24 protein-coding genes are annotated in these 20,126 nt (G+C 61.9%); 10 read left to right on the top strand and 14 right to left on the bottom strand.

Annotated elements, in window-relative coordinates; genetic code table 11:
- Positions 1-4 precede the first annotated feature (4 nt).
- The 7 genes from tolQ to aspS form a co-directional block, all read right to left on the bottom strand.
- Positions 5-676, bottom strand: coding sequence for a protein TolQ (gene tolQ / locus BM154_RS11300; RefSeq protein WP_074885293.1), 672 nt, complete (start codon positions 674-676; stop codon positions 5-7).
- A 32-nt stretch (positions 677-708) separates the two neighbouring features.
- Entirely contained in the window at positions 709-1,164 is a 456-nt protein-coding gene (gene ybgC, locus BM154_RS11295) for a tol-pal system-associated acyl-CoA thioesterase (protein WP_074883408.1), read from the bottom strand.
- Between the two features lie 50 nt (positions 1,165-1,214).
- Entirely contained in the window at positions 1,215-2,270 is a 1,056-nt protein-coding gene (gene ruvB / locus BM154_RS11290; protein WP_074883405.1) for a Holliday junction branch migration DNA helicase RuvB, read from the bottom strand.
- Positions 2,271-2,876 carry a Holliday junction branch migration protein RuvA gene (gene ruvA, locus BM154_RS11285; RefSeq protein ID WP_013790635.1) on the bottom strand — a complete coding sequence of 202 codons (606 nt, stop codon included), beginning with the start codon at positions 2,874-2,876 and terminating at the stop codon, positions 2,271-2,273. It lies immediately after the preceding gene.
- 87 nt (positions 2,877-2,963) lie between these two features.
- Positions 2,964-3,488: a crossover junction endodeoxyribonuclease RuvC gene (gene ruvC, locus BM154_RS11280; RefSeq protein ID WP_074883402.1), complete on the bottom strand. Its 525-nt coding sequence runs from the start codon at positions 3,486-3,488 to the stop codon at positions 2,964-2,966.
- A gap of 187 nt (positions 3,489-3,675) precedes the next feature.
- Positions 3,676-4,422 (bottom strand): YebC/PmpR family DNA-binding transcriptional regulator, encoded by a 747-nt coding sequence (locus BM154_RS11275; RefSeq protein ID WP_074883399.1) that lies wholly within the window; start codon positions 4,420-4,422, stop codon positions 3,676-3,678.
- Positions 4,423-4,514: 92 nt separating this feature from the next.
- Complete coding sequence (aspS, locus tag BM154_RS11270) at positions 4,515-6,290, bottom strand: aspartate--tRNA ligase (protein WP_074883395.1); 1,776 nt, start codon at positions 6,288-6,290, stop codon at positions 4,515-4,517.
- Between the two features lie 283 nt (positions 6,291-6,573).
- On the opposite strand from aspS, the gene BM154_RS11265 reads away from it, so the two are divergent.
- Together BM154_RS11265 and BM154_RS24655 are read left to right on the top strand one after the other, a co-directional pair.
- Complete coding sequence (locus tag BM154_RS11265; protein ID WP_070885442.1) at positions 6,574-7,044, top strand: Dps family protein; 471 nt, start codon at positions 6,574-6,576, stop codon at positions 7,042-7,044.
- A 239-nt stretch (positions 7,045-7,283) separates the two neighbouring features.
- Complete coding sequence (locus BM154_RS24655) at positions 7,284-7,886, top strand: cold-shock protein (RefSeq protein ID WP_074883392.1); 603 nt, start codon at positions 7,284-7,286, stop codon at positions 7,884-7,886.
- 57 nt (positions 7,887-7,943) lie between these two features.
- Here the strand turns inward: BM154_RS24655 and BM154_RS11255 are convergent, their stop codons facing one another.
- Both BM154_RS11255 and BM154_RS11250 read right to left on the bottom strand, forming a co-directional pair.
- Positions 7,944-8,150 carry a SlyX family protein gene (locus BM154_RS11255; RefSeq protein ID WP_074883389.1) on the bottom strand — a complete coding sequence of 69 codons (207 nt, stop codon included), beginning with the start codon at positions 8,148-8,150 and terminating at the stop codon, positions 7,944-7,946.
- Positions 8,151-8,576 carry an HIT family protein gene (locus BM154_RS11250; protein WP_074883386.1) on the bottom strand — a complete coding sequence of 142 codons (426 nt, stop codon included), beginning with the start codon at positions 8,574-8,576 and terminating at the stop codon, positions 8,151-8,153.
- A 657-nt stretch (positions 8,577-9,233) separates the two neighbouring features.
- Here BM154_RS11250 and BM154_RS11245 point away from each other — a divergent pair.
- From BM154_RS11245 to BM154_RS11235, 3 genes are all read left to right on the top strand, one after another.
- On the top strand, positions 9,234-10,490 hold the full coding sequence (locus BM154_RS11245) for an OprD family porin (protein WP_074883383.1): 1,257 nt from the start codon (positions 9,234-9,236) through the stop codon (positions 10,488-10,490).
- 259 nt (positions 10,491-10,749) lie between these two features.
- Positions 10,750-12,465, top strand: a complete 1,716-nt coding sequence (locus tag BM154_RS11240; protein ID WP_074883380.1) for a proline--tRNA ligase — start codon at positions 10,750-10,752, stop codon at positions 12,463-12,465.
- 17 nt (positions 12,466-12,482) lie between these two features.
- On the top strand, positions 12,483-13,436 hold the full coding sequence (locus BM154_RS11235; protein ID WP_074883377.1) for a hypothetical protein: 954 nt from the start codon (positions 12,483-12,485) through the stop codon (positions 13,434-13,436).
- Positions 13,437-13,440: 4 nt separating this feature from the next.
- Here BM154_RS11235 and BM154_RS11230 read toward each other — a convergent pair whose 3' ends face one another.
- Together BM154_RS11230 and BM154_RS11225 are read right to left on the bottom strand one after the other, a co-directional pair.
- Positions 13,441-13,716, bottom strand: a complete 276-nt coding sequence (locus BM154_RS11230) for an acylphosphatase (RefSeq protein ID WP_074883374.1) — start codon at positions 13,714-13,716, stop codon at positions 13,441-13,443.
- A 3-nt stretch (positions 13,717-13,719) separates the two neighbouring features.
- A complete protein-coding gene (locus BM154_RS11225) occupies positions 13,720-14,199 on the bottom strand; it encodes a TlpA disulfide reductase family protein (protein ID WP_074883371.1) in 480 nt (159 codons plus the stop codon).
- A 30-nt stretch (positions 14,200-14,229) separates the two neighbouring features.
- Here BM154_RS11225 and BM154_RS11220 point away from each other — a divergent pair, with 30 nt between their 5' ends.
- Together BM154_RS11220 and BM154_RS11215 are read left to right on the top strand one after the other, a co-directional pair.
- Positions 14,230-15,630, top strand: coding sequence for a PilZ domain-containing protein (locus BM154_RS11220; RefSeq protein ID WP_074883368.1), 1,401 nt, complete (start codon positions 14,230-14,232; stop codon positions 15,628-15,630).
- A 103-nt stretch (positions 15,631-15,733) separates the two neighbouring features.
- The gene (locus BM154_RS11215; protein WP_074883365.1) at positions 15,734-16,132 is read left to right on the top strand and encodes a hypothetical protein; all 399 of its coding nucleotides are present in this window, start codon (positions 15,734-15,736) and stop codon (positions 16,130-16,132) included.
- Here the strand turns inward: BM154_RS11215 and BM154_RS11210 are convergent.
- The gene (locus tag BM154_RS11210; protein WP_074883362.1) at positions 16,117-16,323 is read right to left on the bottom strand and encodes a hypothetical protein; all 207 of its coding nucleotides are present in this window, start codon (positions 16,321-16,323) and stop codon (positions 16,117-16,119) included. The genes BM154_RS11215 and BM154_RS11210 overlap by 16 nt on opposite strands.
- Before the next feature lie 135 nt (positions 16,324-16,458).
- Positions 16,459-17,688, bottom strand: a complete 1,230-nt coding sequence (locus BM154_RS11205) for a YihY family inner membrane protein (protein WP_074883360.1) — start codon at positions 17,686-17,688, stop codon at positions 16,459-16,461.
- Between the two features lie 229 nt (positions 17,689-17,917).
- Between BM154_RS11205 and arsC the strand changes: the two genes are divergently transcribed.
- Genes arsC through BM154_RS11190 form a run of 3 tightly spaced genes read left to right on the top strand, consistent with a single transcriptional unit; the run spans position 17,918 to position 19,288 of the window.
- Positions 17,918-18,271: an arsenate reductase (glutaredoxin) gene (gene arsC, locus BM154_RS11200; protein ID WP_074883357.1), complete on the top strand. Its 354-nt coding sequence runs from the start codon at positions 17,918-17,920 to the stop codon at positions 18,269-18,271.
- On the top strand, positions 18,268-18,873 hold the full coding sequence (gene wrbA, locus BM154_RS11195; RefSeq protein ID WP_074883355.1) for an NAD(P)H:quinone oxidoreductase: 606 nt from the start codon (positions 18,268-18,270) through the stop codon (positions 18,871-18,873). The genes arsC and wrbA overlap by 4 nt, the downstream gene beginning before the upstream one ends.
- Positions 18,866-19,288, top strand: a complete 423-nt coding sequence (locus tag BM154_RS11190) for a DUF2069 domain-containing protein (RefSeq protein WP_074883350.1) — start codon at positions 18,866-18,868, stop codon at positions 19,286-19,288. The genes wrbA and BM154_RS11190 overlap by 8 nt, the downstream gene beginning before the upstream one ends.
- Positions 19,289-19,311: 23 nt before the next feature.
- Here BM154_RS11190 and hda read toward each other — a convergent pair whose 3' ends face one another.
- The gene (hda, locus tag BM154_RS11185) at positions 19,312-20,016 is read right to left on the bottom strand and encodes a DnaA regulatory inactivator Hda (RefSeq protein WP_074883347.1); all 705 of its coding nucleotides are present in this window, start codon (positions 20,014-20,016) and stop codon (positions 19,312-19,314) included.
- Positions 20,017-20,126: the final 110 nt, after the last annotated feature.

Below are 20,126 nucleotides of genomic sequence, written 5' to 3'. Positions count from 1 at the left end.
AAGCTTATTCTTCGCTGCTGTGTACTTTGCGGTGCAGGATCGCCTGGAATTCGTCGGCGAAGGTGTAGTAACGCGAGATCAGCATTTCGCCACGCGCGGAGAAACGGTTGTAGGCGATAACCGCCGGGATCGCCGCGAACAGGCCGATAGCCGTGGCGATCAGCGCCTCGGCGATACCGGGAGCGACGGTGGCCAGAGTCGCCTGCTGTACCTGCGCGAGGCCGCGGAAGGAATTCATGATCCCCCACACGGTGCCGAACAGGCCGATATAGGGACTGGTGGAGCCGACGGTGGCCAGGAACGGCAGGCTCTGCTCGAGCTTCTCTTCCTCACGGGAAATGGCCACCCGCATGGCACGGGCCACACCATCCATCACCGCGTCAGGGTCCATGCCCGGCTGCTGGCGCAGGCGGGAAAACTCCTTGAAGCCGGCGCGAAAGATCTGCTCCAGGCCGGAATCCGGATCCGGGTTGCTGCCAGCCTGACGATACAGCTTGGACAGGTCGATACCAGACCAGAAACGCTCTTCGAAGCTGTCGAGCGCTCGCTTGGCCGAGCGCAGGAAATTGCTGCGCTGGAAAATCATCACCCACGACATGACCGACGCGGCCACCAGGGTGAGCATCACCAACTGCACCACCAGGCTGGCGTTGCTGATCAGACTCCACATCGACATGTGGTCAACGGCATTTGCGTTGGCTTCCACGCTTACTCTCCTGCAGTAGATGTACCGGCACCGCCGCCCTGCTCGGCGAACGCGATTCGCAGAGACGAGGGCATGGCCCGGGGTTTGAAAGTATCGGCGCGCACACAGGCCACCAGAAACTGCCCCTCACAGAGCAGCGCATTATCCGCAACCCGCCTTACCTGTTGCCTGAAGCGCAGGCTGGCACGGTTCAACTCGCTCACTTCGGCACTGACCATCAGTTCGTCGTCGAGCCGCGCCGGCGCGTGATAGCGCGCCTCGCTGGAATGCACCACGAACAGCAGCCCCTCCCCGGCCAGCGTCGACTGGGAAAACCCCAGCTCGCGCAATCGCTCGGTACGGGCACGCTCCATGAATTTGAGATAGTTGACGTAATAGACGACTCCGCCCGCATCGGTATCCTCGTAATAGACCCGACAACGATGAGCGAACGGCTGACCGGCATCTTGCGCGCGCATACTCTAGTGCCAGCCCCGTGTCTTGCCAATTGGCCGCGCAAGTATTTTTTTCATGGCGCCTCTCCCTCGTCGAACAGATCGAGCGTCGGCCGCTCATCCATGCGTTTCGGGGCATTGAGACCGAAGTGTAGATAAGCGTGCCGGGTGACCACACGCCCCCTCGGCGTGCGCATGATGTAGCCCTGCTGGATCAGGTACGGCTCGAGCACGTCCTCGATGGTGTGGCGCTCCTCGCTGATCGCCGCGGCCAGGCTGTCGACGCCCACCGGGCCGCCGTCGAACTTCTCGATCATGGTCAGCAGCAGACGCCGATCCTGATGATCGAAGCCGCGCTCGTCGACATCCAGCAGGTTCAGCGCCAGGTCGGCGACCTGCTGGGTGATCGCACCCTGACCGCGCACTTCGGCGAAATCACGCACCCTGCGCAACAGGCGGTTGGCGATGCGCGGCGTGCCGCGGGCACGACGGGCGATCTCCACGGCGCCGCGCGCTTCGATGGGTAGACCGAGGATGCCAGCGGCACGGCTGACGATGGTGGCCAGATCCTCGGTGTTGTAGAACTCCAGGCGCTGGACGATACCGAAGCGGTCACGCAGTGGATTGGTCAGCATGCCGGCCCGAGTGGTGGCGCCGACCAGGGTGAACGGCGGCAGATCCAGCTTGATCGAGCGCGCTGCGGGGCCTTCGCCAATCATGATATCGAGCTGGAAATCCTCCATTGCCGGATACAGCACCTCTTCCACGATGGGTGAAAGACGGTGGATCTCGTCGATAAACAACACATCGCCCGGCTCGAGATTGGTCAGCAGCGCCGCCAGGTCGCCCGGTCTTTCAAGCACCGGGCCCGAGGTGCTCTTGATGGAAACGTTCATCTCCTGGGCAATGATATTGGCCAGGGTGGTTTTGCCCAGCCCTGGCGGGCCGAAGATCAGGGTGTGATCCAGGGACTCCTTGCGTCCGCGCGCTGCCTGAATGAATAGCTCCATTTGCTCGCGCACCACCGGCTGCCCGATGTACTCGGCCAGCTTCAACGGACGAATGGCACGGTCGACCTGCTCTTCGCGGTCGCGGCCACCAGCCGTCACCAACCTGTCGGCTTCGAGCATCTACAGCATTCCTTTCAGCGCGCGGCGGATCATGTCTTCACTACTCAATCCATCTTCTTTGACTGCCGAAACGGCGCGACTGGCTTCTTGTGGCTTGTAGCCCAGGGAAATAAGCGCACTTACCGCATCATTCTCCGCGCTTGAGACTGCGCCCCCGGCACGAGGTTCAACCACGAGCGGGGCCATGCCGGGTACCGCTTCCCAGGCCTTGAAGCGATCCTTGAGCTCGACCAGCAACCGCTCGGCGGTTTTCTTGCCGACGCCGGGGATCTTCACCAGCGCAGCCGTGTCCTGGGCCTGCACGCAGCGTACCAGCTCATCGATCTCCAACCCGGACATCAGCGCCAGGGCCAACTTGGGGCCCACGCCATTGAGGCGGATCAGTTCGCGAAACAGCTCACGCTCGCGCTTCTCGAAGAAGCCATACAACAGGTGAGCATCCTCGCGTACCACCAAATGGGTGTGCAGCGTCAGTGGCTCACCTACCGGAGGCAAACGGTACAACGTGGTCATGGGGACTTCCAGTTCATAGCCCAGACCATTCACATCCAGAATCAAATGGGGCGGCTGTTTTTCCGCCAGGGTGCCGCGTAGACGTCCGATCACCGGCGCATTCCTCGTGTAGAAAATTCAAATCTGCTTGCAGCCTTGCCGGCGAGAACGCTCAACGAGCTGCGCAACGGCGAACAGGGCTTACAAGCGAAGCCGGCCACCGCGCCGTTTGGCGCCCGCCAGCCCATGGGGAATAAGACTCTGCCGATGATGCGCGTGGCACAAGGCGATGCCCAGCGCATCCGAGGCATCGATCTGCGGTTTCTGCACCAGCTTGAGCAGGTGCATGACCATCATCTGTACCTGCTCCTTGTCGGCCCCGCCAGTACCCACCACCGCCTGCTTGACCTGGGTGGCAGTGTACTCGCTGACCTCCAGGCCAGCCTCGACCGCCGCGACGATGGCGGCGCCACGCGCCTGACCGAGCTTGAGGGCGGAATCTGCGTTGCGCGCCATGAACACTTGCTCGATGCCCATGGTCACCGGGCCGAAGGTGCGGATCACCTCGCTGACGCCGCGAAACACGATCTGCAGCCGCTCGGGTAACGGCCCGGCGCCAGTGCGGATACAGCCGGAGGCCACGTACTCGCAGGCGCGCCCGGTATCGCGTATTACACCGTAGCCGGTAATGCGGGAGCCGGGGTCGATTCCCAGAATCAGCGTCATGCCTTTAATCCACCAGTGGCTTAGGTCGCCACACTGTCTATTTATCCAGGCGCGAGTATAGGGGCGCCGAGCGCTAGCCGTCACCCAAAGGATTCGCCCAGGCGTTGTGCAACGACCGCCGGAACGGCGCCCATAAAAAAGCCGGAAGCGCACGACGGCAAACTTCCGGCCTGTATAGAGCGATGGATCAGCCCAGCTGCTCCATGATCTCGTCCGAGACCTCGGCGTTGTGATAGACGTTCTGCACGTCATCCAGGTCTTCAAGCATGTCGATCAACTTGAAGACCTTCTGCGCGGTTTCCAGATCGCTGATCGGCGCGCTGATCGAGGGGATCATGGCGATTTCCGCTTCCTCGGCCTTGTATCCGGCAGCGGCCAGGGCTTCGTTGACGGCATGGAATTCGGTGAAGCTGGTCGACACCAGGGCATCGCCCTCCTCGCCCATCTCCACGTCATCAGCGCCCGCCTCCAGGGCTGCTTCCATCAGCGCATCTTCGTCAACGGAGGCAAAGCTGATCTGCCCCTTGCGCTCGAACATATAGGCGACCGAACCATCGGTACCGAGGTTGCCACCGCACTTGGTGAACGCGTGACGCACTTCGGCGGCGGTGCGGTTGCGGTTGTCGGTCATCACTTCGACGATGATCGCCACGCCGCTCGGCGCGTAGCCTTCGTAGCTGAACTCGACGACGTTATCGGCTTCGTTGTTACCAGCCCCGCGGGCGATGGCGCGGTCGATCACGTCACGCGACATGTTGTTGGTCAGCGCCTTGTCGACCGCCAGGCGCAAGCGCGGGTTATCCGCCGGGATCGGGCCGCCGTGCTTGGCGGCGACGGTCAGCTCGCGAATCAGCTTGGTGAAGATCTTGCCGCGCTTGGCGTCCTGGCGTCCCTTGCGATGCTTGATGTTGGCCCATTTGGAATGACCAGCCATAACTCACTCCATCATCATTACAGTGATTGCAGAAGTTGAAAACTCACGCTCAATAACGAAGAAGCCTGGATAACCAGGCTTCTTGTGTCGGCTTATTCGGCCTTGGGTTGCTCGCGCAGGCGGATGTGCAACTCGCGCAGCGATTTGCCGTCCACCACACCAGGCGCCTGGGTCATGACGCAGGCTGCGCTCTGGGTTTTCGGGAAGGCGATCACTTCGCGGATCGACGAAGCGCCGGTCATCAGCATCACCAGGCGGTCGAGGCCGAAGGCCAGGCCACCGTGGGGCGGCGCACCGTACTTGAGCGCGTCGAGCAGGAAGCCGAACTTCTCCTGCTGCTCGTCTTCACTGATGCCCAGCACACGGAACACGGTCTGCTGCATGGCCTTGTCATGGATACGGATCGAACCACCACCGAGCTCGGTGCCGTTGAGCACCAGGTCGTAGGCGCGCGACAGCGCAGCGGCCGGGTTGGCTTCCAGCTCCGCCGGCGTGCATTTCGGCGAGGTGAACGGGTGGTGCATGGCGGTCAGGCTGCCGTCGTCGTTCTCTTCGAACATCGGGAAGTCGACGACCCACAGCGGCGCCCACTCGGCGGTCAGCAGGTTGAGGTCATGACCGAGCTTGATGCGCAGCGCGCCTAGGGCATCGTTAACCACCTTGGCGCGGTCGGCGCCGAAGAACACGATGTCACCGTCAACGGCACCAACGCGGTCAAGGATGGTGTTGAGGTTCGGCTCGGCGATGTTCTTCACGATCGGCGACTGCAGACCCTCGATACCCTTGGCGCGCTCGTTGACCTTGATATAGGCCAGGCCTTTGGCGCCGTAGTTGCCGACGAACTTGGTGTAGTCATCGATCTGCTTGCGCGGCATGCTCGCCCCGCCCGGAACGCGCAGCGCGGCTACGCGGCCTTTCGGGTCGTTGGCCGGGCCGGAGAAGACCTTGAAGTCGACATCCTTGAGCTGGTCGGCGACATCGACCAGCTCCATCGGAATACGCAGATCCGGCTTGTCGGAGCCGAAACGACGCATGGCCTCGGCCAGGGTCATGTGCGGCAGTTCGCCGAATTCCACGCCCAGCACTTCCTTGAAAAGGTTGCGGATCATGGTTTCGGTGAGATGCATGATCTCGGCTTCATCGAGGAAGCTGGTCTCGATGTCGATCTGGGTGAATTCCGGCTGGCGGTCGGCACGCAGGTCTTCATCGCGGAAGCACTTGGCAATCTGGTAATAGCGGTCGAAGCCGGCGACCATCAGCAACTGTTTGAACAGCTGTGGCGACTGCGGCAGGGCGAAGAAGCTGCCGGCGTGGGTACGGCTCGGCACCAGGTAGTCGCGGGCGCCCTCCGGCGTGGCACGGGTGAGGATCGGCGTTTCCACGTCGAGGAAGCCGTTCTCGTCCAGGTAGCGACGGATGCTCGAGGTGATGCGCGAGCGCAGCTTGAGCTTCTCGGCCATTTCCGGGCGACGCAGGTCAATGAAGCGATAGCGCAGGCGGGTTTCTTCACCCACATCGGTGTATTCGTTGAGCGGGAACGGCGGGGTTTCCGCCTCGTTCAATACTTCCAGCTCGTAGCCGAGCACTTCGATGGCGCCAGACGCCATGTTGGCGTTGCGTGCACCCTCCGGGCGCATGCGCACCTTGCCAGTGATCTTGACCACGTATTCACTGCGCACGCGATCAGCCTTGGCGAAGGTCTCGGCGCGATCCGGGTCGAACACCACCTGGGCCAGGCCTTCACGGTCACGGATGTCGAGGAAGATCACGCCACCGTGGTCACGACGACGGTGAACCCATCCGCAGAGGGTGATTTCCTGGCCGTCCAGGCTTTCGTTCAACTGGCCGCAATAGTGGCTGCGCATCATGATCGGGTTCGCTTCTCTGATCGGTTCTGATTTCGTCGACATCGCCTGCCATTTGGGCAGAGCGCCTGAGCCGCACGCGTGAAAAGGGCGGAATTATATAGCCTTTATCGGCATGGCGCAGCACGTGATATGCGCCATCGCTCTGGTAAAAGAGGTGAACCTGCCGCGCTACGATTGATTCAAAGCATGGCCGCTATTGAGACGAACCCGGAGCATGTGACGAACGGTCATGATAGGCTTTTTGCCATCGACTCTTACCCATTGCTTACTTAGGAGAGCAACCATGGAAATCAACATCGGCATCGCCGAACAAGACCGCGAAGCCATCGCCGAAGGCCTGTCGCGCCTGCTCGCGGACACCTACACCCTGTACCTGAAAACCCATAACTTCCACTGGAACGTTACCGGGCCGATGTTCAATACGCTGCACCTGATGTTCGAAGGTCAGTATACCGAGCTGGCCCTGGCTGTTGACGCCATTGCCGAGCGCATTCGCGCCTTGGGCTTCCCTGCTCCGGGCACCTATGCGGCCTACGCTCGCCTGTCTTCGATCAAGGAAGAAGAAGGGGTGCCAAGCGCCGACGAGATGATCAAGCTGCTGGTGCAGGGCCAGGAAGCCGTGGTGCGCACCGCTCGCGGCATTTTCCCGCTGCTCGACAAGGTCAGCGACGAACCGACCGCTGACCTGCTGACCCAACGTATGCAGGTTCACGAAAAAACCGCATGGATGCTGCGCAGCCTGCTGGCTGCCTGAGTCCACCAACAGGGCTGCTACGGCAGCCCTGTTTCGTTTCTTGCCGCCACACCACAGCGCAGCTGTGATCAATTTGAGTAGCCCTTCTCTTTGCTGTTAAATACGCCCCGTGCCGCCATCCCAACTTCCTGGGCCGGCGCATAGGCTGGCCCTCCCGAACCTTCATCGCCCTTACCTCACGGCAAATCGCGTGGAGCCAGCTCTTCCTGGTGATCCTTTATCTAGTGAGTGCGTTGAACATGTTGAAAATCGTCCACCTGCTGGTAGGGCTGTCTGCCCTGCTGTTATCCATCGCCCCTGGCCTGAACGACGGCATTCAGCCGTTCCTGCAACACCCCGACGCTCTGTGCCTGGCGCTCTTCGGCTTTCTCAACCTACTGCTGGCTACGCAGTTTCCACTGTGGCACAGCAATGCCCGCCAACATCTGCAGAACCTGGCGTGCGCCCTGCTGATCCTTGGCACCCTGCTGCAGGCGCTGATCCTGATCGCTCCGCTGCCGTTTATCGCCGAACAGCCCGCCCTGCTGTTCAGCCTGCTGATCATCGCCCTCGCCGTTGCGCTGCACCTTGCCACCAACCTGCGCTTCGATAGAAAGAAGGCGGCGCCTGCGCAAGACCTGGGGGATCGCGAAACCGGTACAGTAAAGTGGTTCAACACCTCGAAGGGGTTCGGCTTTATTTCCCGCGATGCAGGCGAGGATATCTTTGTGCACTTTCGTGCGATCCGCGGCGAAGGCCACCGCGTACTGGTCGAAGGCCAGCGCGTGGAGTTTTCCGTGATGCAGCGCGACAAGGGCCTGCAAGCTGAAGACGTGATCGCTGCCCTGCCCACTCGACGCTGATCCACCAAGCAACAAAAAGCCCCGCATCTGCTGGGCTTTTTCATATTGGCACTGCCATCAGTAATGGGGCGGCGGCGCTTCATCCTGCGTACCACTGAACGGGCTGACTTCCTCCTGACGCTTGGCAAGTGCCTGCATCTGAATCTGCAGGCGCTCGATCAGCTTCTGCTGCTCCACCAGGGCATCATTGAGTGCCTGGATGGTGTCATCCTGGAAAGCCTGGCGGCTCTCCAGCTCGACGATACGTTCTTCGAGCGGGTTCATTCAAACATCTCCAGGCCGATACTGCCCCGGCATCACCGAGCGCAGCTTGTCACGCAGCGCAACCACCTGCGCCTGCTCGTAAGGCTTGGCCGGATGGCGCCCCCACACCGGCGCGGGCCAGGCATCGTCACCTCGATAACGCACGATCACATGCATATGCAACTGGCTGACCACGTTACCCAGGGTGGCGATATTGATCTTGTCGGCCTTGAACGCATCCTTGAGTACCTCGCCCAGCAAGGCCGTTTCCGCCCATAGCGCCTGCTGATCCTCGCGGCTCAGCTGGAAGACCTCACTGACATCCTCACGCCGCGGCACCAGAATGAACCACGGATAACGGGCATCGTTACTGAGCAGTACGCGACTCAGCGGCAGATCCCCCAGCACGAAGGTGTCTTGCTGCAGGCGCGAATCCATTACGAACATGTGCTCACCTCATCTCAATGAGCCCCTAGCGGAGCGGGTAGCCCGATAAAGGGCGCAGCATACTCGGCAAAGTGTTGAAAATTAACCCCAAACCAAGCGCACCAAAAGCGTGCACAATCTGCAAATTCGACTTTTCAGACGCACCATATTGTTTCCCAAAGTAAACATTGACCCGCACATTCGAACGTCAACTAAAACTCATTATCAATAACTTAGCTACATAGATAGCCAGCTACTAAAAAGCACACTAACAAGAGAGGGGAAAAACGGATATTAAGGTCGATAATCTGTACTTTCTCGCAAAAGGAAGTGCATGAACCCCAGTAATTCAGCACCCCAGGTAATTTTGAGCACGGCTTTTGCTTTGAAGCCTGCAATGCTCCCGAATGGGGCTTGGCGGTAACGCTTCAAAGCCCTGTAATTGAGCTGTAAATCGTTGGATGGTACTCAGCCGGTACGGGCTTGTCTGGTTGCGACGCACCTTTCGCGCGCAACGACAAGTGCGGGGATGGCGACGAAATGGATAGATCGAAACTATCGCCAATACAAAGTGCCGTGCTATAAGTTCCATCCGACACAAAAAGAAATAGAGCTGCTCGCCATAACAACCTTATTGAGCAGTGGTAGTACTCTTCTAAACCAAAGGAGCAAATCACGATGCGAGTGATGAAGTGGAGCGTAATCGCCCTGGCTGTGGCCGCGGGTACCTCTCAGATGGCAGTGGCTTCGGAGCAGTCCGAATCGAAGGGTTTCGTTGAAGACAGCACCCTGTCGCTCCTGGCGCGCAGCATGTACTACAACCGTGATGCCCGTAATGGTTCGGCTCGTCCAAGCGATACCAACCGCCGTAATGGCTACTCTGAAGAGTGGGGCGCCAGCGCCCGTGCCCTGTTCGAGTCCGGTTTTACCCAAGGCACTGTAGGCTTCGGCGTCAACGCTTATGCCGGCGCCCTCTGGCAGCTGGACACTGGCGGCGGCCGCCGTGGCGTCAACATGTTCCCGGAGAACGAAGGCAAGGATCTGAGCATCGCCAATGCTGCAGTCAAGGCACGCATCTCCAGCACCACGCTGACCTACGGCTCGCAAATGCCTGCCCTGCCGGTTCTGGCCTACGATGACGGCCGCCTGCTGCCGGAAACCTTCGAAGGCACCATGGTCACCAGCAAGGAGATCGAAGGTCTCGAGCTGAACGCCGGTCGCTTCACCGCACAAAACGAAATGCGTCAATCCGGCCGCGACAGCGCCGGCTTGAAGTCCATCAACGTGGCAGGTGGTTCTTACGCCTTTACCAAGGATTTCAGCGCTGCGCTCTACTACAGCGATCTGGAAGATCGCTACAAGCGTAAGTACGCCAATCTGAACTACAACCTGCCGCTCACCGAAGAGCAAGCCCTGGGCTTCGACTTCAACATCTACAAGAGCGACTACGACCGTCAGTTCGGCGGCGGTGACAACACCATCTGGAGCCTGGCAGCCAAGTACAGCGTTGGCGCGCACGCCTTCATCCTGGCTCACCAGCGCAACACCGGTGACCGTGGTTTCGATTACGGCGTAGGTGACGGTGGTGGCGCGATTTTCGTAGCCAACAGCTTCCTCTCCGACTTCAACCAGGAAGACGAGCGCAGCTGGCAAGCCAGCTACGAGTTGGACTTCGCCACTTATGGCGTGCCAGGCCTCAGCTTCAAGACCGCATACATCTGGGCTGATAACATCCAAACCGCCGAGAGCAACAACGGTAAAGAACACGAGTTCTTCAACCAAGTTAAATACACCGTTCAAAACGGCCCGGCCAAGGATCTGTCCTTCCGCCTGCGTAGCTCGGTTCTGCGCGCCAACTCGGACGTCAGCTCCCAAAACGTTCAAGACACCAACGAAGTTCGTTTCTACGTGAACTACCCGCTCAGCGTTCTGTAATCTCGCAAAAGCCTGATAGCAGTCCAGAAAACCCGGCTTCGGCCGGGTTTTTATTGCCCGTCATGCACTCAGCCCGTAAATGCACCGAGCCCACGACAAGCCTGCTTGTCCGCGGTCTCACCGAGCAATCGACCGCACACCTGCTCCCTAACCTACCATCGTAATCCCCCTCAGCACTTCGCATCCTGTACGCCACCAGCCGCGCGCCGTACAATGCCGAGCCATAAAATTCCCTTTGCAATCGACAGAACGGCCCATCATGCGCACCAGTCAGTTCCTGCTTTCGACCCTCAAAGAAACGCCCTCCGATGCTGTCGTGATCAGCCATCAGCTGCTGCTGCGCGCCGGCATGATCCGCAAGCTGGCATCCGGCCTGTACACCTGGCTGCCGATGGGCCTGCGCACCCTGCGCAAGGTGGAGAGAATCGTACGCGAAGAGATGGATGCTGCCGGCGCTCTGGAAGTGTTGATGCCCGCCATCCAGCCTGCAGAGCTGTGGCAGGAGTCTGGTCGCTGGGAGCAGTACGGGCCTGAGCTGCTGCGCGTCAAGGATCGCCACGACCGTGAATTCTGCGTGGGCCCGACCCACGAGGAAGTGATCACCGACCTGGCCCGCAACGAGCTGAACAGCTACAAGCAGCTGCCGCTGAACCTCTATCAGATTCAGACCAAGTTCCGCGACGAGATCCGCCCGCGCTTCGGCCTGATGCGCGGCCGCGAATTCATCATGAAGGACGCCTACTCCTTCCATGCTGACCAGGCTTCCCTGCAGCAGACCTACGACCGCATGCACCAGGCCTACTGCAATATCTTCACCCGCCTGGGCCTGAACTTCCGCCCAGTGGTTGCGGACAACGGCTCGATCGGTGGCGCCGGCTCCCACGAATTCCACGTACTGGCCGAGTCGGGCGAAGACGATATCGTGTTCAGCAACGCCTCCGATTACGCCGCCAATATCGAGAAGGCCGAGGCCATTCCTCGCGAGTCCGCGCGCCCTGCGCCGAGCGAAGCGCTGCGCCTGGTCGACACCCCGAACGCCAAGACCATTCAGCAACTGGTCGAGGGTTACGACCTGCCTATCGAGCGCACCATCAAGACGCTGATCGTGCATGCCGAAGAAGAGGGCAAACTGATCGCCCTGATCGTTCGCGGCGACCACGAACTGAACGAGATCAAGGCAGCCAACCAGCCCGGCGTCGCCAGCCCGCTGGTGATGGCCTCGGATGCCGAGCTGCGCGACGCCATCGGCGCCGGTGCGGGCTCCCTGGGCCCGTTGAACCTGCCGCTGCCGATTATCATCGACCGCTCGGTCGAGCTGATGAGCGATTTCGCCATTGGTGCCAACATCGACGACAAGCACTACTTCGGCGTCAACTGGGAGCGCGACCTGCCGGTACCGACCGTCGCCGACCTGCGCAACGTGGTGGCAGGCGACCCGAGCCCGGACGGCAAAGGCACCCTGGAGATCAAGCGCGGCATCGAAGTCGGGCACATCTTCCAGCTCGGTACCAAGTACAGCGAGGCGCTGAACTGCCAGGTGCTGGGCGAGAACGGTAAGCCGGTGGTGTTGAGCATGGGCTGCTACGGCATTGGCGTGTCCCGCGTGGTGGCTGCCGCCATCGAGCAGAACAGCGACGAGCGCGGCATCATCTGGAACGATGCCCTGGCGCCCTTCCAGATCGCCCTGGTGCCGCTGCGCTATGAAACCGATGCGGTACGCGAAGCGACCGACAAGCTGTATGCCGAACTTACCGCAGCCGGTTTCGAAGTCTTGCTCGACGACCGTGACAAAAAGACCAGTCCGGGCATCAAATTCGCAGACATGGAATTGATCGGCATTCCGCATCGCATCGTGGTCAGCGACCGCGGCCTGGCTGAGGGCAACCTGGAGTACAAGAGCCGCCTGGACACCGAGGCTCAGCCAGTTGCCGTCAACGAGATCCTGCCGTTCATCCAGAACCGTATCCGCCGCTGACCCGCCGAAGAGCCGTCATGTTCAAGCGAAGCACCTTACGCCTTCTTGGCGCCACTACCTGTGGCGCCCTATTTCTCGCTGGCTGCGCCAATCACTTGCCGCAGCGCAGCGAGCATGAGGAGCGCGTCGAACGCAAACTGCTGAGTCACAGCCTACAGATCGACGTGGGGCAACCCGAGGTGCTGGAACTGCCGCAACGGCGGGTGCGGGTGCATGAGCAGAAGGTTTTCGAGGTAACGCCATTCGAAGTCACCCGTCATTACGACCGCTACACGCCCTACCAGCCATGGCGCGAGCTGTACGAGGTGCCGCTGGGAGCGGTGGCCATCGTCGGCGGCATTGGCGCCAACGTGCTCAACGTGGTGGCACTGGGTCGCATTCCCGATACCGCCACCAAGGACTGGATCAGTTACGGCGTGGCCGGGATCAATCCGTTCATGAACGTTGAGTCCAATGGCCGCTCGCAGCAGAACCTGGCGGCTATCGACGAAAAACGCCAGGACACCCGCACCGACTACTCCAGCCTGCCCTGGGCCGAGCGACCGGTGATGATCAAGGCCGGTGAGCACACCCACGAGCTGCTCACCGACCGCAATGGTGTGCTGCGCCTCAACCTGCTCGACAGCCCCTTCGCCGACCAGGACATCGCCCGCGTCGGCACCCTGCTGCTGACCGTCACCGACGAGCAGGACACCACCAGCGCCGAAGCCACCCTGCTGGTCAGCCGCACACTGCGCGGCAAGCTGCGTGAGGCCCATGACCTGATCTACGATGACCTCGAGGGCGCCGATGTCGAGCAGTGGGTGCATCGCGTCAAGCGCCTGTCTGACCTGGGGCTCGAAGAAGAGGCCAGCGAACTGGAACAGAGCCTGATCGAACTGACCCGCAACGATCCGGAACTGCAAGCGGAGTTCTTGCGTTCACTAACCCAGAACGCCGGCCGTCTTGCCGCCGACCCGGGCGAGGACTGAGCAGCTAGCGCAGCACCTCGAAGCCTCGCACGCCTTGCACAGGCTGCTCTTGCAGCGTCACGGACGATACAAGAGCACCCTCCGGCCCCTGCCCCAGCCATTGCGCCAGCAAACCCACGGCACCCTCCTCGCCCTCGAACAACACTTCCACCCGGCCATCTGGCAGGTTGCGCACCCAGCCAGCCAACTGCAGACGCCTGGCCTGCAACATCGTGCTCTGGCGAAAGCCGACACCTTGCACACGCCCCGCGACATACGCGTGCCGACAGATGGCAGCCATTGCTCAGCTGTCCTGACGCAGCGCCGCCAGGCGCGCCTTGAGCCCCTCGGCGTTCTGCTCACCGAGCAGGCGCTCACGCACCTGGCCCTGGTCATCGACGATATAGGTCACCGGCAACGCGTCGCTGGGCGGCAGCCCGTAGCGTTCGGCCGGATCCTTCGCCAGCACGGTGAATTCGATGCCCAGCGCCGTGGCCGCCTTGTTGAGTTCCTCACCCTGCAGGCCGTCGAAATTCACCCCGAATACCCCCACCGACTGCTTCGCCAGTTCTGGCGCCAGCGCGTTCAGCTCGGGGATTTCGGAACGACAGGGGCCGCACCACTCGGCCCAATAATTGATAACCAGCCACTGGCCTTCAAGACGCTCAACCGCTACCTTCTGTCCATGCTGGTCGACACCCACATCATCCCCGCAACCTGCCAATAGCGCAGCAGTGACAAGCACCATCACGAGCCGCCTGGCTGACTGGAGTCGCTTTACCATGGAAACGGTCCTCATATTGATAAGGTTGCTATGACGCTGGATGCCTCGCAGCTCGACATACCTGACGCGCTGCAGACCGATTCGGTCAACCAGACAGCGCTAGGCGAAAGCCTGAGCGCGGCTCGCCAGCTGCCGGCCGAAGCCGGGCTGGAAGCGGTCCTCGGGTTACTCGTACAGCTTAACCGCAGCGCGATGACCTTACTCGAAAGACAACGGGCGCTGCAAAACTTCAGCGATCAATACCGCTACTACGCCACCGTGGCGTGCGCCAGCGTAGCAGTGGAGCCAGCCCTACGGCTGTGCGCTGAACTGGCGATCGGCTACAAGCGCTTGCTGCTGCAGATACTCCAGGGCCATAAACCGTCGCAACCGCATCTGGCATGGTGCCTGTACATGGCCCAGCACTTCGTTGCCCAGACCCTGCTGCGCCACTACCAGCAGTATCGCGAGCCGGAGGCCGCACTGTGGCGCGACAGCCACCTGCTCTACTGGCTCGGCGAGCAGCACCACTGCCTCGACGAACCGGTGGCAGCGGCCTTTTCGCCGACGCCTGCAGATACCCTGCGCGGCCTTTACCAGCAGACGCTGCTGCTGGCACTGAGCAACCCGCCCCATCTGCACCCCCATGAAAGCCAGCAACTTTTTTCGGCCCTGGCGCCCCTTGCCGCCCTCGCCCGCCTGCTGCCCTGGGACGCCGAGGACAAATCCGACGGCCCGCTGATCGACCTGCAGTGCGCGCAACCCTGCCTGCCCCATCAGCAGCGCCCCCAGGAGGGCCACGACACCCTGCGCCGCCTGGAACTGGGTGCACTGCTGGTAGCGCTCGGCGAGCCCGCGCCTTTGCGCAGCCGCGCAGAAAGCGACCTGCTCGAACGGGTACATCATCACTGGCTGGGTAACGACCAGCGCCGCCATCCGCGCACCCCGCAGCAAAGCGACTGCCGGCTGGCCATCGGCATCGCCGCCATTCATGCCCAACTGCTGCAACAGCGCCCGCCCTGCACGCCGGCGCAGGTTCTGGATATCGGCCCGGGCGGCGCACGGCTGATCTGCCCGGCACACGCCGCCCAGGACTTACCGATCGGTCAACTGGTACTGCTGATTGCCGACAGCGATGTGCTGGCGCTGGTCTGCTGGCGCCACCTCAACAGCGAGGGGCTGCACCTGGGCTTGCGCTATCTCAAGGGGCTGGCGCAACCCACCTGGCTCAGGCGTACACCCAGCAGCCAGCCGCACCTGGGCATCCTGCAAAGCACCCCCAAGCCACGGCAGGGTTGGCACCATGGTCTCTGGGTCGCGCACAAGCAATTCACCGACGGCGAAAACCTCTGGCTGCAGTTACCCAACGCAGTCAGCCAGAATTCCCTGCAACTCGCGCCCAGCAACCTGGCCAGCGCAACGGTGAGCCGCCATCCGCTGGAATTGCCCTGAATGAGAAGCAGATCACGTGCAATGGCGGCCTGGCGCACAGTTTGCGGGTAGGCGTGCTCCTTATACTTGCCCGCTGACGTCTTTCGCCAGCCAGGGAATTCGCATGCCTAACGCCCATGAAACGCTGATCGGCCAAGTCCCCGCGCACCTAGTGCAGAGCGCGCACCTGCAGCTGACCGACTATGAAGGTCGGGTGGCGGAATTCAACGTCGCCGCCTGGCTGCACTTGCCGGGCCAGGCCAACAGCCTGGTGTCCCTTCAGGTTCGCTACCGCGATGGCGACCAACTGCGCTCGGTCAATCTGGATCACGCCAAGGTCGGCGCCCAGGACAAGATCCTGCTCTCAGGCGTCGCGCGCCTGCCGGTCGCCCAGCGGATCGAGGAGATGCAGATCCGCCTGCGTTCGGCGCTGCCGCGCCTCGAGGTGAAGGTCGAGGAACTCTTCGTGCAGGCCGTAGAACCCACGGTTGCTCCCGCGCTGACAGCTCAGGCCAATGCCTGACTGAGCGCAGCCGGTGTCGCGCCTTCGCCATGCAAGCGATCGGCAGCGGGCCGAGACGAGTCATCTTCTGCGAGCGCCAGCGATTCGGGCCAGCGACTGAACCGCAGGCCGGTGATGCGGTTGAGGTTCTCCAGCGCGCGGTCGCTATCCGGCGCGTGAAGCATCACAACCTTGGCAGGTAGGCGTGTCATGGAAAGCTCTCTTGCTGGCGCGCGATTGATGCAACTCCCTTAGCCAGAAACATGCCAGCTTACTGACGCCAAGCAATCGGCGGAAACTCAGGTACTTGCATGCTGGGATGCAGCAACCTGATGTGCTGAAAACCGTCACTTTGTGTCGCTGCCCTGCCCCTCAAGCCAATGCGCCAGGCTGTCACCGAACAGCAGCGTCTGTTCGTCGTGCAGCCGCTGCAGCGCCGTGCGCAGCGCCGGGTACCAGGGCTCGTCCAGCTCTTCAGGCAGCTGGCTCAGATGGGGCAGCGGCCAAGGGCTGCGCTCGAACAGCTGCTGCAACGAATAATGGGACAGGTCGCGGCTGAGCATCCAGCTATCGCCGCCGGTGCTGGCCACCAGGCGCTGGCTTTCCAGAAAACTCAGTACCTCCGCCCACTCGTGCTCGGGCAGCAGCCAGCCCTGGCGCTGAATATCGCGATGGCGCACCTTGAGCCCTGAACGCTGACGCGAGTGGAACAGCCGCAGGATACCCAGCAGTACCAGTGCCCTGGGCATCGCGCGCCTGCGCCACTGATGGGAAACCCCCAGGTTGCACACCAGCTCGGCGCCCAGCAGCACGATCAGCCAGGACAGGAACACCCACAGCAAAAACAGCGGCACTGTGGCAAAGGCGCCGTAAATCAGTTGATAGCCAGGAAAGACGCGCACGTACATGCCGAATATCGCCTTGGCCAGTTCCAGCAGTACCGCCGTGAACAGCCCGCCCCATAGAGCATGGCGCAACGGTACCCGGGCATTGGGCACGGCCGCATACAGCAGCGTGAAAGCCGCCACGCTGAACAGCAGTGGCGTGAAGCGCAGCAGGGTCTGGGCGCCGACCACCGCATCCGGGCCGCTGAGCAGGGACAACGAGGCAACGTAGGTGCTGATCGCGAAGCCGGCGCCCAGCAGCATCGGACCAAGGCTGAGAATCGCCCAGTACAACAGGAAGGTGGCGATACCGCGGCGCGGCTGGCGCACCCGCCAGATGGTGTTGAAGGTGCGCTCGATGGTCACCAGCATCCAGAACGCGGTGATCGCCAGCACCGCCACGCCGATCCAGGTCAGTTGCCGCGCCTGGGTGGTGAAATTGCGCAGATACTCCTGCAGCGCCTCGCCCGCAGACGGCACGAAGTTGTGGAAGATGAACGCCTGGATCTGCTCCCCGGTGCCCTGGAATGCCGGCACGGCAGAGAGCACCGCGAAGGTGACGGTCATCATCGGCACCACGGCGAACAATGTGGTGTAGGTCAGTGCCGCCGCGTTATCGGCACCACGATTGTCAAGAAAGCGCTGCCAGAGGAATCGCCAGAACTCGAACCAATCGTGCAGACGTTGCTGCATACCCACCTCACAAGGGCAGTCGGAAACGTGCCTGTCATTCTCAGGCCGGTACCATCGGCGGCACCAGCAATGCAGACGAGCAGGAAAAGCTGGCCACAAGCCATGGTGACCGACGCATTACAGACGCTGGGGTGGCACTTAGGTTCGCCTCGATTGCCGCACCCCGTTCAGCGAGGGCCGCTGACGCGGTTAGAATAGCCGCCATCTGCTGCCAGAAGCGATGCCCGCCATGACCGATCTGATTCTCTATCACAACCCGCGCTGCTCCAAATCCCGCGCCGCCCTGCAGTTGCTGGAAGCGCGCGGCCTACAGCCGACCGTGGTGCACTACCTCGACAACCCGCCCAGCGCGACGCAATTGCGCGAGCTGCTGGACAAGCTTGGTCTGTCGCCACGCCAGTTGTTGCGTCAGGGCGAAGACGAGTACCGGGAGCTGAACCTCGCCGACGAAAACCTTGGCGACGCCGAATTGATCAATGCCATGATCAGCCACCCGCGCCTGATCGAGCGCCCGATCCTGATAACCGCGGACCGTGCGGTGATTGGTCGTCCGCCGGAAAACATCCTGGAGCTGCTGCCATGACCCCACCCTACATCCTGGTGCTGTACTACAGCCGCAACGGCGCCACCGCCGAGATGGCCCGCCATATCGCCCGTGGTATCGAGCTCCAAGGGCTGGAGGCGCGCCTGCGTACCGTACCGGCGGTTTCCACCGAATGCGAAGCGGTCAGTGCCAGTGTTCCGGCAGAGGGCGCGCCCTACGCCAGCCTCGACGACCTGAAGAACTGCGCCGGCCTGGCGCTGGGCAGCCCGACCCGCTTTGGCAACATGGCCGCGCCCATGAAGTATTTCCTCGACGGCACCAGCAACCTGTGGCTGACCGGCAGCCTGGTCGGCAAACCCGCTGGCGTATTCACCTCCACGGCCAGCCTGCATGGCGGCCAGGAAAGCACCCTGCTGTCGATGCTGCTGCCATTGCTGCACCATGGCATGCTGATCGCCGGGCTGCCCTACAGCGAATCTGCGCTGGTCGAAACCCGCGGTGGCGGCACGCCCTATGGGGCCAGCCATCACGCAGGAGCCGATGGCAAGCGCGCCCTGGATGAGCACGAGGTGGCCTTGTGCCGCGCCCTGGGCCAGCGCCTGGCGAGCATCGCCCTCAAGCTGGGCGACACCCGTGACTAGGGCAGCCAGAGCGTTGCCCAGCGTGGACTGGCTGCTGCCGCGCCTGCGCATCTGTCGCTACCTGAGCCTAGCCAGCTTTTTCGCCCTGGCGTTACTGCTGCTGGTCTGGAACCTGGGTTATGCGGCCGTACCCCGATCGCTGCTGTGGGCGGTGCTGGCCTTTCAACTGCTGCCCTTGCTGCTGCTCGCGCCCGGCATCATCGGCGGCCACCCGCGCACCCACTCGTGGGCCTGCTTCGTGGTCAACCTGTATTTCATCCAGGGCGTGCTGGCCGCGTTCGACCCTTCCAAGCGGGTATTCGGCTGGCTGGAGATCTTACTGAGCCTCACGCTGTTCACCAGCGCGCTGCTCTATACACGCTGGTGCGCGCAGTACCAGCGCATCGGCCGCGTTGACGAGAATAGCGAAGGCTGAGAGGGGCTGCGCCGAAGCGCCGACTACCAGTCCAGGGTTTCTTTCAGAAACGGAATGGTCAGCTTGCGCTTTTCCTGCAGCGAGGCCTGATCGAGACGCTCGAGCAGCTCGAACAGCGCGTTCATGCTGCGCTCGCCGCGGGTGAGGATGAAGCGCCCTACTTCATCGCTCATGTGCAGGCCGCGGCGCGAAGCACGCAGCTGCAGGGCGCGCAGCTTGTCTTCGTCGGAGAGCGACTGCAGCTGGAACACCAGGGCCAGGGTCAGGCGAGACTTGAGGTCTGGAAGCTTGATCGACAGCTCGCGAGGCGATGCATTGGCAGCCAGTAACAACCGCCGACCGCTGTCACGCAGGCGATTGAACAGGTGGAACAGCGCCTCTTCCCAGGCTCGCTGGCCGGCGGCGGCTTCCAGATCATCCAGGCATACCAGCTCGAACTGCTCCAGGTTGTCGAGAATCGCCGGGCCGTATTGCACCACCTCGGCGAGTGGCAGGTAGACGGCGCGCTCGCCGAGCTGTTCGAAACGCAGGCAGGCGGCCTGCAGCAGGTGGCTACGCCCGACGCCTTCGCCACCCCACAGGTAGATCAGGCTCTCCGTCCAGCCTGCCTCGGCTTCGCACAGACGCTCCACATACCCAAGGGCAGCGGCGTTGGCGCCCGGGTAGTAGTTGGCGAAGGTGGCATCATCACGCAGACGCACACCCAGGGGCAATTGAATCGGCTTCATGCTGGAGAGAGGGCTCGTCGGCCCCGATTGACGCTCTGGATAGAAGGTTGCGCAGTTTATACCCTTGGCAGGCTCCTGTCATTGCCGCACTTTACAAGGCAATACAAGGG

Source organism: Phytopseudomonas argentinensis, assembly GCF_900113905.1.
Lineage (GTDB): Bacteria > Pseudomonadota > Gammaproteobacteria > Pseudomonadales > Pseudomonadaceae > Aquipseudomonas > Aquipseudomonas argentinensis.
Note: the sequence above shows the minus strand (reverse complement) of the source record. Positions and strands in the feature narration are given on the sequence as shown.

Coding starts and splice junctions, on each gene's coding strand:
- BM154_RS11265 (WP_070885442.1), top strand. CDS start 6,574: ATGGAAATCAACATCGGCATCGCCGAACAAGACCGCGAAGCCATCGCC.
- ybgC (WP_074883408.1), bottom strand. CDS start 1,164: ATGCGCGCGCAAGATGCCGGTCAGCCGTTCGCTCATCGTTGTCGGGTC.
- BM154_RS11230 (WP_074883374.1), bottom strand. CDS start 13,716: ATGGCTGCCATCTGTCGGCACGCGTATGTCGCGGGGCGTGTGCAAGGT.
- BM154_RS11215 (WP_074883365.1), top strand. CDS start 15,734: ATGCCTAACGCCCATGAAACGCTGATCGGCCAAGTCCCCGCGCACCTA.
- arsC (WP_074883357.1), top strand. CDS start 17,918: ATGACCGATCTGATTCTCTATCACAACCCGCGCTGCTCCAAATCCCGC.
- BM154_RS11275 (WP_074883399.1), bottom strand. CDS start 4,422: ATGGCTGGTCATTCCAAATGGGCCAACATCAAGCATCGCAAGGGACGC.
- BM154_RS11235 (WP_074883377.1), top strand. CDS start 12,483: ATGTTCAAGCGAAGCACCTTACGCCTTCTTGGCGCCACTACCTGTGGC.
- BM154_RS11225 (WP_074883371.1), bottom strand. CDS start 14,199: ATGGTAAAGCGACTCCAGTCAGCCAGGCGGCTCGTGATGGTGCTTGTC.
- hda (WP_074883347.1), bottom strand. CDS start 20,016: ATGAAGCCGATTCAATTGCCCCTGGGTGTGCGTCTGCGTGATGATGCC.
- wrbA (WP_074883355.1), top strand. CDS start 18,268: ATGACCCCACCCTACATCCTGGTGCTGTACTACAGCCGCAACGGCGCC.
- BM154_RS11245 (WP_074883383.1), top strand. CDS start 9,234: ATGCGAGTGATGAAGTGGAGCGTAATCGCCCTGGCTGTGGCCGCGGGT.
- BM154_RS11240 (WP_074883380.1), top strand. CDS start 10,750: ATGCGCACCAGTCAGTTCCTGCTTTCGACCCTCAAAGAAACGCCCTCC.
- BM154_RS11210 (WP_074883362.1), bottom strand. CDS start 16,323: ATGACACGCCTACCTGCCAAGGTTGTGATGCTTCACGCGCCGGATAGC.
- ruvB (WP_074883405.1), bottom strand. CDS start 2,270: ATGCTCGAAGCCGACAGGTTGGTGACGGCTGGTGGCCGCGACCGCGAA.
- BM154_RS11255 (WP_074883389.1), bottom strand. CDS start 8,150: ATGAACCCGCTCGAAGAACGTATCGTCGAGCTGGAGAGCCGCCAGGCT.
- BM154_RS11220 (WP_074883368.1), top strand. CDS start 14,230: ATGACGCTGGATGCCTCGCAGCTCGACATACCTGACGCGCTGCAGACC.
- ruvC (WP_074883402.1), bottom strand. CDS start 3,488: ATGACGCTGATTCTGGGAATCGACCCCGGCTCCCGCATTACCGGCTAC.
- aspS (WP_074883395.1), bottom strand. CDS start 6,290: ATGATGCGCAGCCACTATTGCGGCCAGTTGAACGAAAGCCTGGACGGC.
- BM154_RS11205 (WP_074883360.1), bottom strand. CDS start 17,688: ATGCAGCAACGTCTGCACGATTGGTTCGAGTTCTGGCGATTCCTCTGG.
- tolQ (WP_074885293.1), bottom strand. CDS start 676: ATGTCGATGTGGAGTCTGATCAGCAACGCCAGCCTGGTGGTGCAGTTG.
- BM154_RS24655 (WP_074883392.1), top strand. CDS start 7,284: ATGTTGAAAATCGTCCACCTGCTGGTAGGGCTGTCTGCCCTGCTGTTA.
- BM154_RS11250 (WP_074883386.1), bottom strand. CDS start 8,576: ATGTTCGTAATGGATTCGCGCCTGCAGCAAGACACCTTCGTGCTGGGG.